This is a genomic window from Patulibacter sp. (assembly GCF_030655195.1).
In the GTDB taxonomy this organism is placed as follows: Bacteria; Actinomycetota; Thermoleophilia; order Solirubrobacterales; family Solirubrobacteraceae; genus Patulibacter.
On the sequence record NZ_JAURWA010000195.1, the window covers coordinates 38,083 to 52,216 of the forward strand.

Consider the following 14,134-nt stretch of genomic DNA (forward strand, 5'->3'; position numbering starts at 1 on the left):
GACGCGGGCCGCCCCGGCCCGCGCGCCTTGACTTCCGCGCCTCCCGTTGGCACGCTCGACCCGTCCTGAAAAAGTTTCAGGACGGTCTCGAACCGCCGGCGGAGGTCCTCCCATGCAGCTGATCACCAACTTCGGGTCCGGCACGTCGCCGGCCCGCGTCCGGGACACCGACCGTGCGCCGCTGCGCGTCGGGGCGGTCCAGCACCACTGGGACACCGACCTCGAGCGGCACCTCGCCGGCCTCGACGAGGGGATTCGCCTCGCCGCCGAGAACGGGGCGCGGATCGTCTTCCTGCAGGAGCTGACGCTGGCGCGGTACTTCGCCGACGTCGTCCCCGACGGCGCGCCCGACGCGACGGCCGAGGACCTGCCCGGCGGCCCGACGCACGCGTTCGCCACGGCCGCCGCCGCGCGGCACGGCGTCCACGTCCACGCGTCGGTCTTCGAGCGCGCCCCCGAGGCCGACGGGCGCGGGTTCAACACGGCGTTCGTCGTCGCCCCGGACGGCACCATGGTCGCCCGGACGCGCAAGCTCCACATCCCGGTCACCGCCGGCTACTACGAGGACCGGTACTTCCGGCCCGGCCCCGCGGCCGACGACCCCTACCCCGTCCTGCGGCTCGGGCCGGACCTCGCCGACGGCCGGATCGGGCTGCCGACCTGCTGGGACCAGTGGTTCCCCGAGGTCGCACGGGCCTACTCGCTCGCGGGCGCCGAGGTCCTCGTCTACCCGACCGCCATCGGGTCCGAGCCCGACCACCCGGAGTTCGACACCCAGCCGCTGTGGCAGCAGGTCATCGTCGGCAACGGGATCGCCAACGGCACGTTCATGGTCGTCGTCAACCGCATCGGCGACGAGCGGCTGCAGCGTCCCGACGGCACGACGACGGGCAACGTCTTCTACGGGTCGTCGTTCATCTCCGACCCCTACGGCCGGGTCCTCGTGCAGGCGCCGCGCGACGAGCCGGCGGTGCTCGTCGCCGACCTCGACCTCGACCAGCGGCGCGACTGGCTCGACCTGTTCCCGTTCCTGGGCACCCGCCGTCCGGACACCTACGGCCGGCTGACCGACCCGGTGGAGGACGCGCGATGACCGGCTCCGGCCCGTCCGGGGCCTGGCGCATGCCCGCGGAGTGGTCGCCCCACGCCCGCACCTGGATGGCGTGGCCGTCGGCGGGCTACACGCTCGGCGACAGCGCGCAGGACGCCGAGCGGGCCCGGGGTGCCTGGGCCGCCGTGGCCGCCGCCGTCGTCGCGTTCGAGCCGGTGACGATGGTCGTCGACCCCGGCTCGGTCGCCGACGCCGAGCGTCACCTCCCGCCCGGCGTCGAGGTCCTCGTGACCCCGATCGACGACGCGTGGATCCGCGACAGCGGCCCGTCGTTCGTGCTCGGGGCCGACGGCCGGCTCGGGGCCGTCGACTGGGTCTTCAACGGCTGGGGCGGGCAGGCGTGGGCCTCGTGGGAGCACGACGCGCAGCTCGCCCGCACCGTCGCCGGCGCGGCGGGCGCGGAGGTCGTCGCGTCGCCGATGGTCCACGAGGGCGGCGGCATCCACGTCGACGGCGAGGGCACCGCGCTGGTCACCCGCACCGTCCAGCTCGACGAGGGCCGCAACCCCGGCTGGAGCGCCGCCGACGTCGAGGCCGAGCTCGCCCGGACCCTCGGGGTGGAGCGGGCGATCTGGCTGCCCCGCGGTCTGACCCGCGACTACGACGAGTTCGGCACCCGCGGCCACGTCGACATCGTCGCGACGTTCGCGAGCCCGGGGGTCGTCCTCGTCCACGACCAGCAGGACCCCGCGCACCCCGACCACGAGGTGAGCAGGACGACGATCGAGCAGCTCCGCGGCGAGCGCGACGCCCGCGGCCGGCTCCTCGAGGTCGTCCCGGTCCCCGCGCCGGCGTGCACCCACGACGACGACGGCCCGGTCGACTACAGCTACATCAACCACCTCGTCGTCAACGGCGGCGTCGTGCTCTGCGCCTTCGGCGAGCCCGAGGCCGACGAACGGGCCGCGGAGATCGTGCGGGGCGCCTACACGGGCCGGACCGTCGTGGGCGTGGACGCGCGCGAGCTCTTCGCGCGCGGCGGCGGCGTCCACTGCATCACCCAGCAGCAGCCGGCGGCCGGGGTCGGGCCGGGAGCGGTCACGAGCTCCGGGGCTCCCAGGTGAAGGTCCGCTTGGCGATCTCGTAGGCCAGGCCGGCCCAGAAGACGAGCGCCGCGGCCGCGGTGAGCATGTCGCCGCCGCCGCCGTCCCAGCCGCCCTGGACCAGGTGCATGATCGCGCCGCCGGGGTTGACGATCATCAGCGTCGTGGCCTCGTCGAGGGGCTTGGTGATCGTCCAGAACGCGCCGGCCAGGGCCGCGAAGAAGAGCGGCAGCGTGGTGACCTGCGCCGTCTCGGGGGTCGCGGTGACCCGGACGGTCACCAGTGCGAAGAGGGCGAAGAGCACCGCCCCGCCGACCGCGCCGGCGAGGACCAGGAGCGGGTTCTCGGGCAGGTCGGCTCCGAACGCGACGAACACGGCGCCGATCAGCACCGACTGGGCCGCCGCCAGGACGACCGTCGGCAGCAGCATCCCGGCGAGGATGGCCCACTCCCGCGTCTCGCCGCTGCGCATGCGCTTGAGCACCAGACCGGTGCGCCGCGCCGCGATCGAGGTGGTCGCCGCCATGTAGACGGTCAGGAGCAGCATGGTGAGGACCATGAGGGCGATGGTGGTGCCCGACCCGTCGCCGTAGCGCAGGCCGGAGGCGCCGTACCCCACCGCCATCAGGACCGGGATGACCAGCGCGGTCGTCGCGACCAGGCGGTTGCGGAGCAGGAGGCGGACCTCGCTGCCCGCCAGGGCGAGGATCGCCTTCGTCGTCGAGACGTTCCCGGTGGGCGGGGAGGTCGTCGGGGTCGCGGCGGGACGCATGGTCGGGTGCTCCTTCGTGGTGGTGGGTGCCTGCGTGGTGTCGTCGAGCGTCGTCCGGGTCGAGCCCCCGGTGGAGGGGCTCATGCCTGGACCCCGGCGAACACGTCGTCCAGCGAGCTCTCGGACGCCTGGAGCCGGCCGAGCGCCAGGTCGTGGCCGTCGGCCCAGGCCAGCAGCGTCGCGAGGTCCCGCTGCAGGTGGTCGGTGGTCACGACGACCACCCCGCCGCGGGCGGCCTCGACGGTCCCGGCCAGGTCGGGCAGGGCCGGCGGCGGGTTCCGCGGGTCGTCGTCCTCGGGGAGGACGAACGAGATCGTGCCGTCGAGGCCCGCCACGAGCTGCGCCATCGTGCCCTCGCGGGCGATCCGCCCGCCGTCGAGGATCGCGATCCGGTCGGCGAGCTTCTCGGCCTCCTCCATGTAGTGCGTCGTCATCAGGACGGCGGTGCCGCCGGCGACGAGGTCGGCGATGACGTCCCACGTCCGTCGTCGCGACTGCGGGTCCAGCCCGGTCGAGGGCTCGTCGAGGAAGAGCACCTCGGGATCGCCGAGCAGCGCGATCGCCATGTCGAGGCGGCGCTGCTCACCGCCGGAGAGCTGCTTGACCTGCACGTCGCGGCGGTGCGCGAGGTCCAGGCGCTCGAGCGCGGCGTCGGGGCTGCCGGCCCGGGAGCGCAGGCGCGTCCACAGCTTCGCGGTCTCGTGGACGGTCAGCTCGCCGGCGAAGCCGCTGGACTGGAGCATGATCCCCATCCGCGGGCGGATCTCGTCGCGGTCCCTCCACGGGTCGTGGCCGAGCACCGTCACCGTCCCGCCCTGGGCCGCCCGATGCCCCTCGATGGTCTCCATCGTCGTCGTCTTGCCCGCGCCGTTGGTGCCCAGCAGGGCCACCAGCTCCCCGCGGTCGACGGTGAGGTCCACCCCGTCGACCGCCACGTGGTCGCCGTAGGCGGCACGCAGTCCCTGGACGTCGATCGCTCTGTCGTTCGTCTCCATGGACCGCACCATCGCGGCACGACGAGGGGGCCACCAGAGCCCGGTCGTCACCGGATCACGTGCACCTGTCATCCCGGGGCGGGCGAGCGTCAGGGCGCCGCTACATTGATCGTGATGGCCGCAGCCCACGCACGTCCGGACGACGCCGACGCTCCGGGTCCCGGCGGCGCGGCCACCCGGCCGCCGTCGTCCGGCCGGCCGGACGACCTGGCCCGGGTCCGCACCTTCACGCGCTGGTCGCTGATCTTCGTCGCGGTGATGACCGTGGCCCTGCCCGTCGTCGACCTCGCCGGGCGGGACCTCGCGCCGGCCGCCGTCGCCGCGGTCGCCCTGGCGCTGCTGGTCGTCGGTGCCGAGCAGCTCCGGCTCCTGCTGGGCGCGATGGACGTGGTCGACGAGCGGGAGCTCCGGCGGCCGCGCGTGCCGGCCGCCGGACTCGTCGCGCTCGCGCTGCTGGCCGTGCTCTCCTCCGGCGACGGTTCCACCGGCCAGACGTGGTGGGGGCTGCCGTTCGCCGGGCTGCTCGGCGCGGCGACGCTCTGGCTCCCCGCGCGGCGCCGCCGGGCGTTCATCGTCGCGGGCGCGGTGCTGGCCGCGGCCGTCGGCGGGGCGGCGGCCGCCGCCTCCGGGAACGACGTCCTCGGCATCCTGATCGCGACCGTCGTCGCCGTCGTGTTCATCGCCGTGGCGGACGTCCTCCAGATGTGGCTGTGGGACGTGACCGTCCGCCTCGACGAGGCCCGCTCCACCGCGGGCGAGCTCGCCGTCCTGCGCGAGCGCCTGCGCTTCGCGGCCGATCTGCACGACGTCCAGGGCCACCACCTGCAGGCGATCTCGCTGAAGGCCGAGCTGGCCCGGCGGCTCGTCGGCACCGACGACGACGGTGCGCGGCGGCACGCCGCGGACGTCCAGGACCTGACCCTCAAGGCGCTCGCGGAGACCCGGGCGCTGGTCCGGGGCTACCGCCGGGTGGGGCTCGTCACCGAGCTCGAGAACGCGGTCCAGATCCTGCGCGCCGCCGGGGTGGAGACCACGATCACCGGGACGCCCGAGCAGGTCCCCGAGCCGCTCCAGCCCCTGTTCGGCTCCCTCGTCCGCGAGGGGGCGACCAACCTGCTGCGCCACACGCAGGCCGGGCGCTGCACGCTGTCGGTCCGGGTCGAGGGCACGGACGTCGTGCTGCGGGTGCAGGACGACGGCGTCGCCCGCCCACCGGACGACGCGGAGGACGAGCCGGGCACCGGCGTGGTCGGCCTGCGCGAGCGGTTCGCGGCGGTCGGCGGGCACGTCGAGGCCGGCGCGCTGCCCGGCCGCGGGTTCGCGCTGACCGGGCGGGCGCCCCGATGATCCGTCTGCTGCTGGCCGACGACGAGGACCTGCTGCGCGACGCGCTCGCGTCGCTCCTGGGGCTCGAGGCCGACATGACCGTCGTCGCGCAGGCCGGCGACGGCGAGCAGGCCGTCGCCCTGGCCGCCGAGCACGAGCCCGACCTCGTCGTGCTGGACCTCGAGATGCCCCGGCTCGACGGCGTCGAGGCCGCCCTGCGGATCCTCGCGCACCGCACCGTGCCGATCGTGCTGGTGACGCGCCACGCGCGCCCCGGGGTCCTGCGTCGCGCGCTGGCCGGCGGGGTCCGCGGCTTCGTGCCCAAGACCACCCCGGCCGACCGACTGGCCCGGATCCTCCGCGACGTGCACGCCGGCGGCCGGTACGTCGACTCCGAGATCGCGGCCACCGCCCTGACCGAGGGCGCCTGCCCGCTCAGCGACCGCGAGCTCGAGGTGCTGCGGCTCGTCCGCGAGGGCCTGAGCGCCGGTGCGATCGCCACCGCCGCGCACCTGGCGCCGGGCACCGTGCGCAACTACCTCTCCGCGGCGATGGCGAAGCTCGGGGCCTCGTCGCGCGCCGATGCCGCACGGATCGCGTGGGAGGAGGGCTGGATCTAGGGGCGGCGACGGCGCGCGATGCGTAGACCTCCGCAGCATCACGCCGGCTCCGCCCCGATGTCCGAGCGGGCGGCCGGACCTACGCTCGGGACCCGTGCTCAGCCCCACCGTCCTCGTCCTCTACTCCAGCGTCCACGGCCACGCGCGCCGGATCGCCGAGCACGTCGCCTCCGCCGTGACGGCTGCGGGTCTGCGGGCGCGGACCGTCCCGGCGCACGACGCCCGGTCGGCGGACCCCGAGCACGCCACGGGGATCGTCGTCGTCGCACCCGTCCACCACCGCAGCCACGACGGCGACACGGTCGCGTGGATGGCGCGCCATCGGGCGGCGATCGACCGGGGGCCGACGCTCGTGCTCTCCGTCTCGCTCGCGGCCGCCGGCACGAGCGCGGGCTCGAGGTCGGAGGCACGGGCGCTCCTGGCGGAGCTCGTCCTGCGGTCGGACGTCTCCCCGGCCATCGCGGCGAGCATCGGGGGCGCGGTGGACCACGACGGCACCCCGCCGTTCGCCCGGGCGGGGCTGCGCGAGGAAGCCGCGCGGCACGGCCTCGACGCCGCCGCCGGGCACGACACCGACTTCACGGACTGGGAGGCCCTCGCCAAGCTCGAGCAGCGCTTCCTCGCTCTGCTCACGGATCCCGCCGGCGCCGCCGGGAGGCAGCACGTCGTGGCCCCGTCCGTCCCGGCGTCCCCGCGGACCGTGCAGCACTCCCCCGCCTCGCTGCTGACGCACCGCCCCGCAGGCCGCACCGTCCCGGGCACCTCCGCCCCGGACGGCCCGGCCGTGCCGTCCGGGCGCGACCCGTCAGGGCGATGACGCACCCCGGCACCGGGGCGGCGTCGGTGCCGGCCCTCGTCGCCCGCCTGCGCGCGCTCGCGCCCCGGGCCTCCGACTACGACGGCCTGCGGTCCCGCGGATGGACCGGCGACCTGGTCGCCGGCGTCACGGTCGCGGTCGTCGCGCTGCCCCTGGCGCTGGCCTTCGGCGCGGCGTCCGGGGTCGGCGCGACCGCCGGGCTCGTGACCGCCGTGGTCGCGGGGACGCTGGCGGCGGTCTTCGGCGGGTCGTCGGTCCAGGTCTCGGGCCCGACCGGCGCGATGACCGTCGTCCTCGTGCCGCTCGTCGCCGCCCACGGCGTCGGCGTCGTCCCCGCGGTCGCCCTGCTGGCGGGCGTCTTCGTCGTCCTCGCGGGGGTCCTGGGGCTCGGACGGCTCGTCGCCTTCATCCCGTGGCCGGTCGTCGAGGGCTTCACCCTCGGCATCGCCGTGGTCATCGCCGCGCAGCAGGTGCCCTCCGCCCTGGGCGTCGAGAAGCCCGACGGCGAGAACGCGGCGCTCGTCGCGGGGCGGGCGATCGGCCGGTTCGCCGAGCACCCCGACGTCGGCGTCGTCGGCCTGCTCGTAATCGCCGCCGGCCTGACGGCCCTGCTGCCCCGTCTGCACCGGGCGCTGCCGGCGAGCCTCGTCGCGATCGTCGTCGCGACCCTGCTCGCCGGGGTCCTGGGCCTCGACGTCGCGCGCATCGGCGCACTGCCCAGCAGTCTGCCGACCCCCGCCCTGCCCGACCTGACCGGGCTCGGCGGGCTCGTCGTACCGGCACTCGTCGTCGCCGCACTGGCCGCGCTGGAGAGCCTGCTCTCCGCCGAGGTCGCCGACGGCATGAGCGACCGCGAGCGCCACGACCCCGACCGCGAGCTCGTCGGCCAGGGCGTCGCGAACGTCGGGTCGGCGTTCTTCGGCGGCCTGCCCGCGACGGGGGCGCTCGCCCGGACGGCGGTCAACGTCCGCTCGGGCGCCCGCACGCGGGCCGCCGCGGTCGTCCACGCCCTCGTGCTGCTGGCCCTGATGGCGGCGGCGTCGGGCGTCGTCGCCCGGATCCCCCTCGTCGCGCTCGCCGGCGTGCTGCTCGTGACGGCGTGGCGGATGGTCGAGCGGCACACGGTCGCGGCCGTCCTGCGCTCCACCCGCACCGACGCCGCGGTCTTCGTGCTGACCGCCGGGGCCACCGTGGTCTTCGACCTCGTCACCGCCGTCGAGCTCGGCATCGCGGTCGCCGTGCTGGTCGCCGTCGTCAAGCTGGCCGGGACCGCGCAGGCGGTGCGGGTGGAGCAGGACTTCGGCGTGGACGACGAGACGGAGCGCGAGCTCCTCCGCCGCCACGTCCTCGTCTACCGGCTCGACGGGCCGCTGTTCTTCGCCGTCGCCGCCCGGTTCCTGCGGGAGCTGACCGCCACGACCGACGTCCGCGTCGTCGTCCTGCGGCTCGGCGACCTGGCGATGCTGGACGCCACCGGCGCGCGGGCCCTCGGGGCGATCGTGCAGGAGCTGCACGACCGCGACATCGAGGTGCTGCTGAAGGTCGCGGACCCGGCACACGCCGGCCTGCTGCGCACCGTCGGCGCGCTGGAGGACGTCGAGCGCACGGGGCACGTCTTCGCGGAGCTGGAGCCGGCCCTGCGGCTCGCGCGGCTCCTCGCGCGCCCCGCTGATCCGCCGGGCCCGGGGGCCGCGCCGACCGCGGGGGCCGCCACCGCCTGAGCGGGTCCGAGCAGGACCGGGCGACTACCGAGCCGCGGCCACACCGTCCGGGAGCCCCGGACCGGCCGCGGTCGTTGCCGACAACGCGCCCCGCACCAGCTCTCGCACCTCGTCGTAGCTGGGGTCCGGGGCCGCGGCACGCGCACGGTGGTCGTCGATGTCGGCCCGCTTGACCACCAGCGCGAGGTCCCGCGCGGGACCGGCAGGGGCGGCGATCACCCGACGGGTGTGGTCGAGGAGGCGCTCCCCGGTGGTCTTCGTGAGGAGCACGAGGGCTTCGCGCTCCTCGGCCGTCAGGTGCAGCCGGACGGCGACCTGGTCCGGTGTCCCGCCGTCCCGTTCGCAGACGTCGTGGACGAGCGCCACCGTCCGCGCAGCCGGCGGCACGGACGCCGCGACCCGGAGGACGTGGTCGAGCATGTGGCCGCCCAGGCGGTCCATCTGACCGTCGTGGACCTGACCCGCCAGCCGACGCGCGCGCCGGTCGGACGGCGACGGCGGAACGTCCGACCACCGCGCCGGGACGTCGGCAGGGGCCGCCGGCGCGGTGACCGCTCGGCGGTCGGTGGTCCTCATCGGTGGTCCTCGGTCGGGGCGATGCAGCCGACTGTCGCGATCGCGACCCGGCCGGGCATCGGGGCCTTCCACGGCCCGTCCTCCGGGGTTGTCCGCAGCGCGCCGGGGGCTCCGCCCCCATGCGCGGGCCGTCAGCCGCTCCTACGCTCGGTCCATGACCACGATCGCGCCCCTGACCTCCCTCTCCCACCGCGCCAAGCAGGTCGAGGACGCCGCCAACGGGGCGGCGTCGCGCACCCGCGGCGAGCTCGCCGAGCAGGTGTCGCACGCCCGCGACGCGGCGCACCACGGAGCGTCCGGCCTGCAGGCCGGCGCCGCCGTCGTCCGCGACGACGTCTCCGCCTGGTGGGGTGACCTGCACCGGAGCTGGAGCACCAACGTCGCGCGCATCCGCAGGACCGAGGACCACGCGAAGGCCGACCACGACGCCCAGCGCGCGGAGGCCCGCGCCGACCGCGCCGGCGCCGACGCCGACGCCGCTCTCGCCCTGGCCTACGCCGCGCTGGACGAGGCCGAGTACGCCCTCCTGGACTCGTCGCTGGCCCGCATGGACGCACGCGACGCGCGCGACGCCGTCTGACCCGCGGCGGCCCGGCACGGCGATCGGCGGTCCCGGTGGCCGACGTGCGGGGAACTCCCCGCGCTCAGTCAGCCGCGAGCGTCACGGCCCGCGGCGCCAGCGCGGCCTCCTCGGGCCGATGGGCGACGATCAGCGCCGCGCGACCGGGGACGGCGTCGAGGACCGCCCGGAGGGCCTCCACCGCCTCCGCGGGCGGCAGGTGGCTGGCCGGCTCGTCCAGCAGGACGAGCGCGTGGCCGCGGGCCAGCACCCCGCGGGCCAGGCCGATCCGCTGGCGCTCGCCGCCCGAGCACCGGGCCCCGCGATCGCCCAGCGGCGTGTCGAGGCCGTCCTCCAGACCGGCGAGCCAGGCCCCCGCCCCCACGGCGCGCAGCGCCGCGACCAGCTCGTCGTCGCCGGCGTCGGGTCGGGCGAGGACGAGGTTCGCCCGCAGGCTCGCGTCGAAGACGTAGGGGTCCTGCGGCAGACCGAGCACCGTCCGGCGGAGCGCACGGCCGTCGGCGGTGCGCAGGTCGCAGCCGCCGACGGAGGCCTCGCCGGTCCACTCCCCGGGGTCGACGAACCCGACCAGGAGGTCCACGATCGTGCTCTTGCCCACGCCGCTGGGCCCGACGAGCGCGACGCGCTCCCCCGCGCCGACGGTCATCGACGTGCCGCGTAGGACGGTCCGACCGCCACGACGGACCGCGACGTCGCGGAGCCGGACGACCCCGCCGTCGGGGCGTCCGGTGCCGTCCTCCGGCCGTGCCGCCCCACCGGTCGCCGGCGCCGCGGCCAGGCGCTCGACGCGGCGGACCGCGTCGGTGCTGTCGTGCAGCTCGCGGGCCGCCTGCGGCAGCCCGGTCAACGCCTCGCCCAGCCCGAGTGCCAGGAGCGCGAGGAGCCCGACGGAGGTCGGACCGATGCGCCCGTCGGCGCGCGCGAGCAGCGCGACCGCGACGACCGCGACGGTGCCCAGACCGGCCACCGCCACCGCGGTCGCCCCGACGAGGGCGTCGCGGGTGGCGACGCGCAGCTCCAGCGCCGTGAGGCGGTCGGACGCGCTCGCGACGCGCTCGGCGTGCCGGTCAGCGGCGCCCGACATCACGATCTCCGGGGCCGCGTCGAGCGTCGTCGCGACGTCCCGGACGACCCGGGCGCGCAGCGGGGCCAGGCGGGCGGCGGTCCCGCGGGCCGCACGGCGGGCGACCGCGGGGACGACCGCCCCGAGGAGGACCGCGACGACGAGCACGACGACCGCCGCGGCCGGCAGCACGAGTGCGGCCGCGACCACGCCCGCGACGGTGACGAGCAGGCCCGCGGCGAGCGGGGCCAGCGAGCGGAGGAAGACGTCCTGGACGCGGTCGACGTCGGCGACGATCCCGTCGAGGAGCTCGGCGCTGGAGCGGCCGCCGACCGCGCCGGGGATCCGGGGGACGAGCGCGGCGAAGGTCCCCGCCCGCAGGCGGGTCAGCGTGCCGAGGACGGCGTCGTGCCCGACGAGCCGCTCCGCGTACCGCGAGACGGCACGCAGGACGCCGAGGCCCCGCACGCAGACGATCGCGACCGTCAGCGACAGGACCGGCGGCTGCTCCGCGGCACGCGCGATGAGGTAGCCCGACAGGGCCAGGAGCGCGGTGCCCGCCAGGCTGGAGACCGCCCCCAGCGCGGCGGCCCCCGCAAGCCGGCGCCGCTCGTCGGGCGAGGCGATCCGGACCGCGCGTCGGACGGTGGCGAGGGTGCCCTCGCGGGCGACGGTGCTCACGCCCGGGCCCCCGCCGTCGCGGGCACCGCGGCCGGGAGACCGGGCGGCGGATCCCCGACCGGCCCGACCGGCCCGTCGCGCCGCCCGTCCCGGAGCGCGACGACCTCGTCCGCCAGGCTCAGCGGTGCCGAGTCGTGGGTGCAGAGGACGGCGGTCCGACCGCGCAGCAGGTGCTCCAGGGCGTCGACGACCCCGGCCGCGGTGACCGCGTCGAGGTTGGCCGTCGGCTCGTCGACGAGGACCAGGCGGGGGCGGCTCGCGATCGCGCGGGCGATCGCCACCCGGCGCCGCTCACCGGCCGAGAGCGGCAGCCCGCCGTCACCGACGACGGTGTCCAGTCCGTGCGGCAGCGCCCGCAGGAGCGGCCCGAGTCCCACCGCCCGGAGCGCCTCCCCGAGCGCGGCGTCGTCGGCGTCCGCGCCGAGAGCGACGTTCTCGCGCAGCGTGCCCGGGAGCAGGACGGGGTGCTGGGGGATCCAGGCGACGCCCGCCCGCCAGCCGTCGAGGTCCGCGTCGGCCAGGGCGACGTCGCCGCAGCCGACGGTCCCCCCGTCGGGGCCGCGCAGGCCGGCCAGCAGGCGCAGGACCGTCGTCTTGCCGGAGCCGGGCGGGCCGACGAGCGCGGTCGTGCGACCCGCCGCCACGTGCAGGTCGAGGCCGTCGAGCGCCGGGCGCTCGCGGCCCGGGGCGGCCACCCGGACGCCGCGCAGGACCAGCGCCTCGCGGGCCGGATCGGGCAGCGGTCCGTCGGGCTCGCCGGTGGGGACGAGGTGGTCGCGGTCGCCGCCCTCGACCAGCGCCCGCAGGACGGGCTCCGCCTCGGCCGCCGCGTGGTACTCCGCGCCCAGGCGGCGCAGCGGGGCGAAGACCTCCGGGGCGAGGACCAGCGCGGCGATCGCGGGCGCGAACGCCATGTCGCCCGCGGCCAGTCGGATGCCGCAGGCGACGGCCACCAGCGCGGTGCCGAGCATCGCCACGAACTCGAGCACGAAGCCCGAGAGGAACGCGGCGCGCAGGACGGCCATGGTGCCGCGGCGGTAGGACTCGCCCGCGACGCGCACCTGCCGGATCTGCACGTCCTCCCGACCGAACGCCCGCAGCACGGGGAGGCCCCGGAGCACGTCGAGCAGATGCCCGTCGAGCAGCCCGAGCGCGGCGGTGCGGTGCTCGGCGGCGTCGCGGGCCTGCAGGCCGACCAGGGCGAGGAAGAGGATCACGATCGGGACGGCGACGGCCAGGAGCGCGGCCGACAGCGGGTCGAAGGCGGCGACCGCGGCGAGCGCGAGGATCGGCCCGACCCCGGCGACGGCGCGCTGGGGCACGTAGCGGCCGGCGTAGTCCGCCAGCGCGCCGGCGCCGTGGACGCTGGTCGCCGCCAGGGCGCCGGGCCGGGCGGCACCCGAGGACGCGGAGGCGAGGGTCATGACCACGACGCGTCGCCGCAGCGCCGCGACCGCGCGGTGCCCGGTGCGGCGGCCGTCGATCTCCGCGGCCGCCCCGAGGGCGGCCCGCAGCAGCACCGCGACGGCCAGCGCTCCGAGGGTCCGGACGGCGTCGTCGGTCCGCGGCACGCCCTCCACCCCGATCGCGATGGCGTGCGCCAGGAGGACGGCGCCGGCCAGGGTGCACGCCGTCGCGGCCACGCCGAGCGCGGCCGTGCGCCGGGTCAGCGGCCGCAGCTCCGGGGCGAGGACCGTGAGGTCGCGGCGCCCGCGACCGCGGCGCGGCTCGGCGGCCATCTCAGGCGTCCTCGGCGGCGCGCCGCCGCTGCAGGGCGTCCAGCGGGCTCGCCGCCGTCGAGAACCCGTCGGCGGCGACCCGGTGGCGGAAGATCCAGTAGGACCACCCCTGGTAGAGGAAGACGATCGGTGCCATGACGACCGCCACCCAGGTCATGACCTTCAGCGTGTAGGGCGAGGACGCGGCGCTCGCGACGCTGAGCGTGCCGGCCGGGTCGTCGGTCGAGGGCAGCACGTTCGGCCACAGCTGGGCGAACAGCAGCACCGCGGCGCCGAGGATCGTCACGACCGTCCCGGCGAACGCGGCGGACTCGTGCCCGCGCAGGAGCGCCGCTCCGCCGGCGAGCAGGCCGGCGACGGCGACGGCGACCCCGACGGCTCCGACGACGGACGCGCCGCCGCCCTGACCGAACAGCGACCACAGCCCGAAGGCCCCCACGAGCACCGTCGCGACCGGCCACGCCCGAAGCGCCAGCCGACGGCTGCGCTGGCGCAGCGCCCCCTCGGTCCGGACCCCGAGGAACGTCGCGCCGTGGAGCACGAAGAGCGAGAGGATCGCGACGACGCCGAGCAACGCATAGGGGCTCAGCAGGTCGAGGAGGGTCCCCGTGAAGTCGCTGTTGGCGTCGAGCGGGATCCCGCGCACGACGTCGGCGAGCGCGGCGGCGACCATCGCCGGGGCGAGCACCGAGCAGCCGACCAGGACGCGGTCCCAGCGCGTGGTCCAGACGATGTCGTCCTCGTGCTTGCGGCGGTACTCGATGGCGAGCACGCGCAGGATCAGCGCGACGAGCAGGATCAGCAGCGGCAGGTACAGCGCGCTGAACATCGACGCGTACCAGTTGGGGAACGCCGCGAACATCGAGGCGCCGGCGACGATCAGCCAGACCTCGTTGCCGTCCCAGACGGGCCCGAAGGTGCGGACCATCTGGTCGCGCTCCCCCGGGGTCTTCGCCAGGACGAACAGGAGCATGCCGACGCCGAAGTCGAAGCCCTCGAGGACGAGGTAGCCGGCCCAGAAGGCGGCGATGAGGAGGAACCAGACGGTGGGGAGGTCCATGAGCGTGTGCCGGATCGATTCGCGGTCGGA

The 14,134-nt window shown here is 76.7% G+C and carries 13 protein-coding genes; 7 read left to right on the plus strand and 6 right to left on the minus strand.

The features are described from left to right. Positions 1 to 112 precede the first annotated feature (112 nt). Complete coding sequence (locus Q7T67_RS20750; protein WP_304794556.1) at positions 113 to 1,093, plus strand: nitrilase-related carbon-nitrogen hydrolase; 981 nt, start codon at positions 113 to 115, stop codon at positions 1,091 to 1,093. After that, complete coding sequence (locus Q7T67_RS20755) at positions 1,090 to 2,175, plus strand: agmatine/peptidylarginine deiminase (RefSeq protein ID WP_304794558.1); 1,086 nt, start codon at positions 1,090 to 1,092, stop codon at positions 2,173 to 2,175. The genes Q7T67_RS20750 and Q7T67_RS20755 overlap by 4 nt, the downstream gene beginning before the upstream one ends. On the opposite strand, the gene Q7T67_RS20760 is transcribed toward Q7T67_RS20755, so the two are convergent. Then, entirely contained in the window at positions 2,150 to 3,010 is an 861-nt protein-coding gene (locus tag Q7T67_RS20760; protein ID WP_304794560.1) for an ABC transporter permease, read from the minus strand. The genes Q7T67_RS20755 and Q7T67_RS20760 overlap by 26 nt on opposite strands. Then, complete coding sequence (locus Q7T67_RS20765) at positions 3,007 to 3,921, minus strand: ABC transporter ATP-binding protein (protein WP_304794563.1); 915 nt, start codon at positions 3,919 to 3,921, stop codon at positions 3,007 to 3,009. Before Q7T67_RS20765 ends, Q7T67_RS20760 begins: the two co-directional genes overlap by 4 nt. Before the next feature lie 114 nt (positions 3,922 to 4,035). On the opposite strand from Q7T67_RS20765, the gene Q7T67_RS20770 reads away from it, so the two are divergent. From Q7T67_RS20770 to Q7T67_RS20785, 4 genes are all read left to right on the plus strand, one after another. Beyond that, entirely contained in the window at positions 4,036 to 5,268 is a 1,233-nt protein-coding gene (locus Q7T67_RS20770; RefSeq protein ID WP_304794565.1) for a sensor histidine kinase, read from the plus strand. Then, a complete protein-coding gene (locus tag Q7T67_RS20775; RefSeq protein WP_304794568.1) occupies positions 5,265 to 5,867 on the plus strand; it encodes a DNA-binding response regulator in 603 nt (200 codons plus the stop codon). The genes Q7T67_RS20770 and Q7T67_RS20775 overlap by 4 nt, the downstream gene beginning before the upstream one ends. Before the next feature lie 94 nt (positions 5,868 to 5,961). Next, positions 5,962 to 6,684 (plus strand): flavodoxin domain-containing protein, encoded by a 723-nt coding sequence (locus Q7T67_RS20780; RefSeq protein ID WP_304794571.1) that lies wholly within the window; start codon positions 5,962 to 5,964, stop codon positions 6,682 to 6,684. Further along, positions 6,681 to 8,405, plus strand: a complete 1,725-nt coding sequence (locus tag Q7T67_RS20785) for a SulP family inorganic anion transporter (RefSeq protein WP_304794574.1) — start codon at positions 6,681 to 6,683, stop codon at positions 8,403 to 8,405. The genes Q7T67_RS20780 and Q7T67_RS20785 overlap by 4 nt, the downstream gene beginning before the upstream one ends. Positions 8,406 to 8,429: 24 nt before the next feature. Here Q7T67_RS20785 and Q7T67_RS20790 read toward each other — a convergent pair whose 3' ends face one another. Further along, positions 8,430 to 8,981, minus strand: a complete 552-nt coding sequence (locus tag Q7T67_RS20790) for a hypothetical protein (protein ID WP_304794577.1) — start codon at positions 8,979 to 8,981, stop codon at positions 8,430 to 8,432. Between the two features lie 154 nt (positions 8,982 to 9,135). Here Q7T67_RS20790 and Q7T67_RS20795 point away from each other — a divergent pair, with 154 nt between their 5' ends. Further along, positions 9,136 to 9,561, plus strand: coding sequence for a hypothetical protein (locus tag Q7T67_RS20795; protein WP_304794580.1), 426 nt, complete (start codon positions 9,136 to 9,138; stop codon positions 9,559 to 9,561). Between the two features lie 64 nt (positions 9,562 to 9,625). Here the strand turns inward: Q7T67_RS20795 and cydC are convergent, their stop codons facing one another. From cydC to cydB, 3 genes are read right to left on the minus strand one after another with little or no spacing between them, the layout of a single operon-like run. Beyond that, positions 9,626 to 11,305, minus strand: coding sequence for a thiol reductant ABC exporter subunit CydC (gene cydC, locus Q7T67_RS20800; protein WP_304794583.1), 1,680 nt, complete (start codon positions 11,303 to 11,305; stop codon positions 9,626 to 9,628). Continuing rightward, positions 11,302 to 13,044 (minus strand): thiol reductant ABC exporter subunit CydD, encoded by a 1,743-nt coding sequence (gene cydD / locus Q7T67_RS20805; RefSeq protein WP_304794586.1) that lies wholly within the window; start codon positions 13,042 to 13,044, stop codon positions 11,302 to 11,304. The genes cydC and cydD overlap by 4 nt, the downstream gene beginning before the upstream one ends. Before the next feature lies 1 nt (position 13,045). Continuing rightward, the gene (gene cydB, locus Q7T67_RS20810; RefSeq protein WP_304794589.1) at positions 13,046 to 14,104 is read right to left on the minus strand and encodes a cytochrome d ubiquinol oxidase subunit II; all 1,059 of its coding nucleotides are present in this window, start codon (positions 14,102 to 14,104) and stop codon (positions 13,046 to 13,048) included. Positions 14,105 to 14,134: the final 30 nt, after the last annotated feature.

What these genes read in the sequence shown, in the direction of transcription:
- Q7T67_RS20770 (WP_304794565.1), top strand. Translation starts at nt 4,036, where the DNA reads ATGGCCGCAGCCCACGCACGTCCGGACGACGCCGACGCTCCGGGTCCC.
- cydB (WP_304794589.1), bottom strand. Translation starts at nt 14,104, where the DNA reads ATGGACCTCCCCACCGTCTGGTTCCTCCTCATCGCCGCCTTCTGGGCC.
- Q7T67_RS20755 (WP_304794558.1), top strand. Translation starts at nt 1,090, where the DNA reads ATGACCGGCTCCGGCCCGTCCGGGGCCTGGCGCATGCCCGCGGAGTGG.
- Q7T67_RS20765 (WP_304794563.1), bottom strand. Translation starts at nt 3,921, where the DNA reads ATGGAGACGAACGACAGAGCGATCGACGTCCAGGGACTGCGTGCCGCC.
- Q7T67_RS20795 (WP_304794580.1), top strand. Translation starts at nt 9,136, where the DNA reads ATGACCACGATCGCGCCCCTGACCTCCCTCTCCCACCGCGCCAAGCAG.
- Q7T67_RS20790 (WP_304794577.1), bottom strand. Translation starts at nt 8,981, where the DNA reads ATGAGGACCACCGACCGCCGAGCGGTCACCGCGCCGGCGGCCCCTGCC.
- Q7T67_RS20760 (WP_304794560.1), bottom strand. Translation starts at nt 3,010, where the DNA reads ATGAGCCCCTCCACCGGGGGCTCGACCCGGACGACGCTCGACGACACC.
- Q7T67_RS20750 (WP_304794556.1), top strand. Translation starts at nt 113, where the DNA reads ATGCAGCTGATCACCAACTTCGGGTCCGGCACGTCGCCGGCCCGCGTC.
- Q7T67_RS20785 (WP_304794574.1), top strand. Translation starts at nt 6,681, where the DNA reads ATGACGCACCCCGGCACCGGGGCGGCGTCGGTGCCGGCCCTCGTCGCC.
- cydD (WP_304794586.1), bottom strand. Translation starts at nt 13,044, where the DNA reads ATGGCCGCCGAGCCGCGCCGCGGTCGCGGGCGCCGCGACCTCACGGTC.
- Q7T67_RS20775 (WP_304794568.1), top strand. Translation starts at nt 5,265, where the DNA reads ATGATCCGTCTGCTGCTGGCCGACGACGAGGACCTGCTGCGCGACGCG.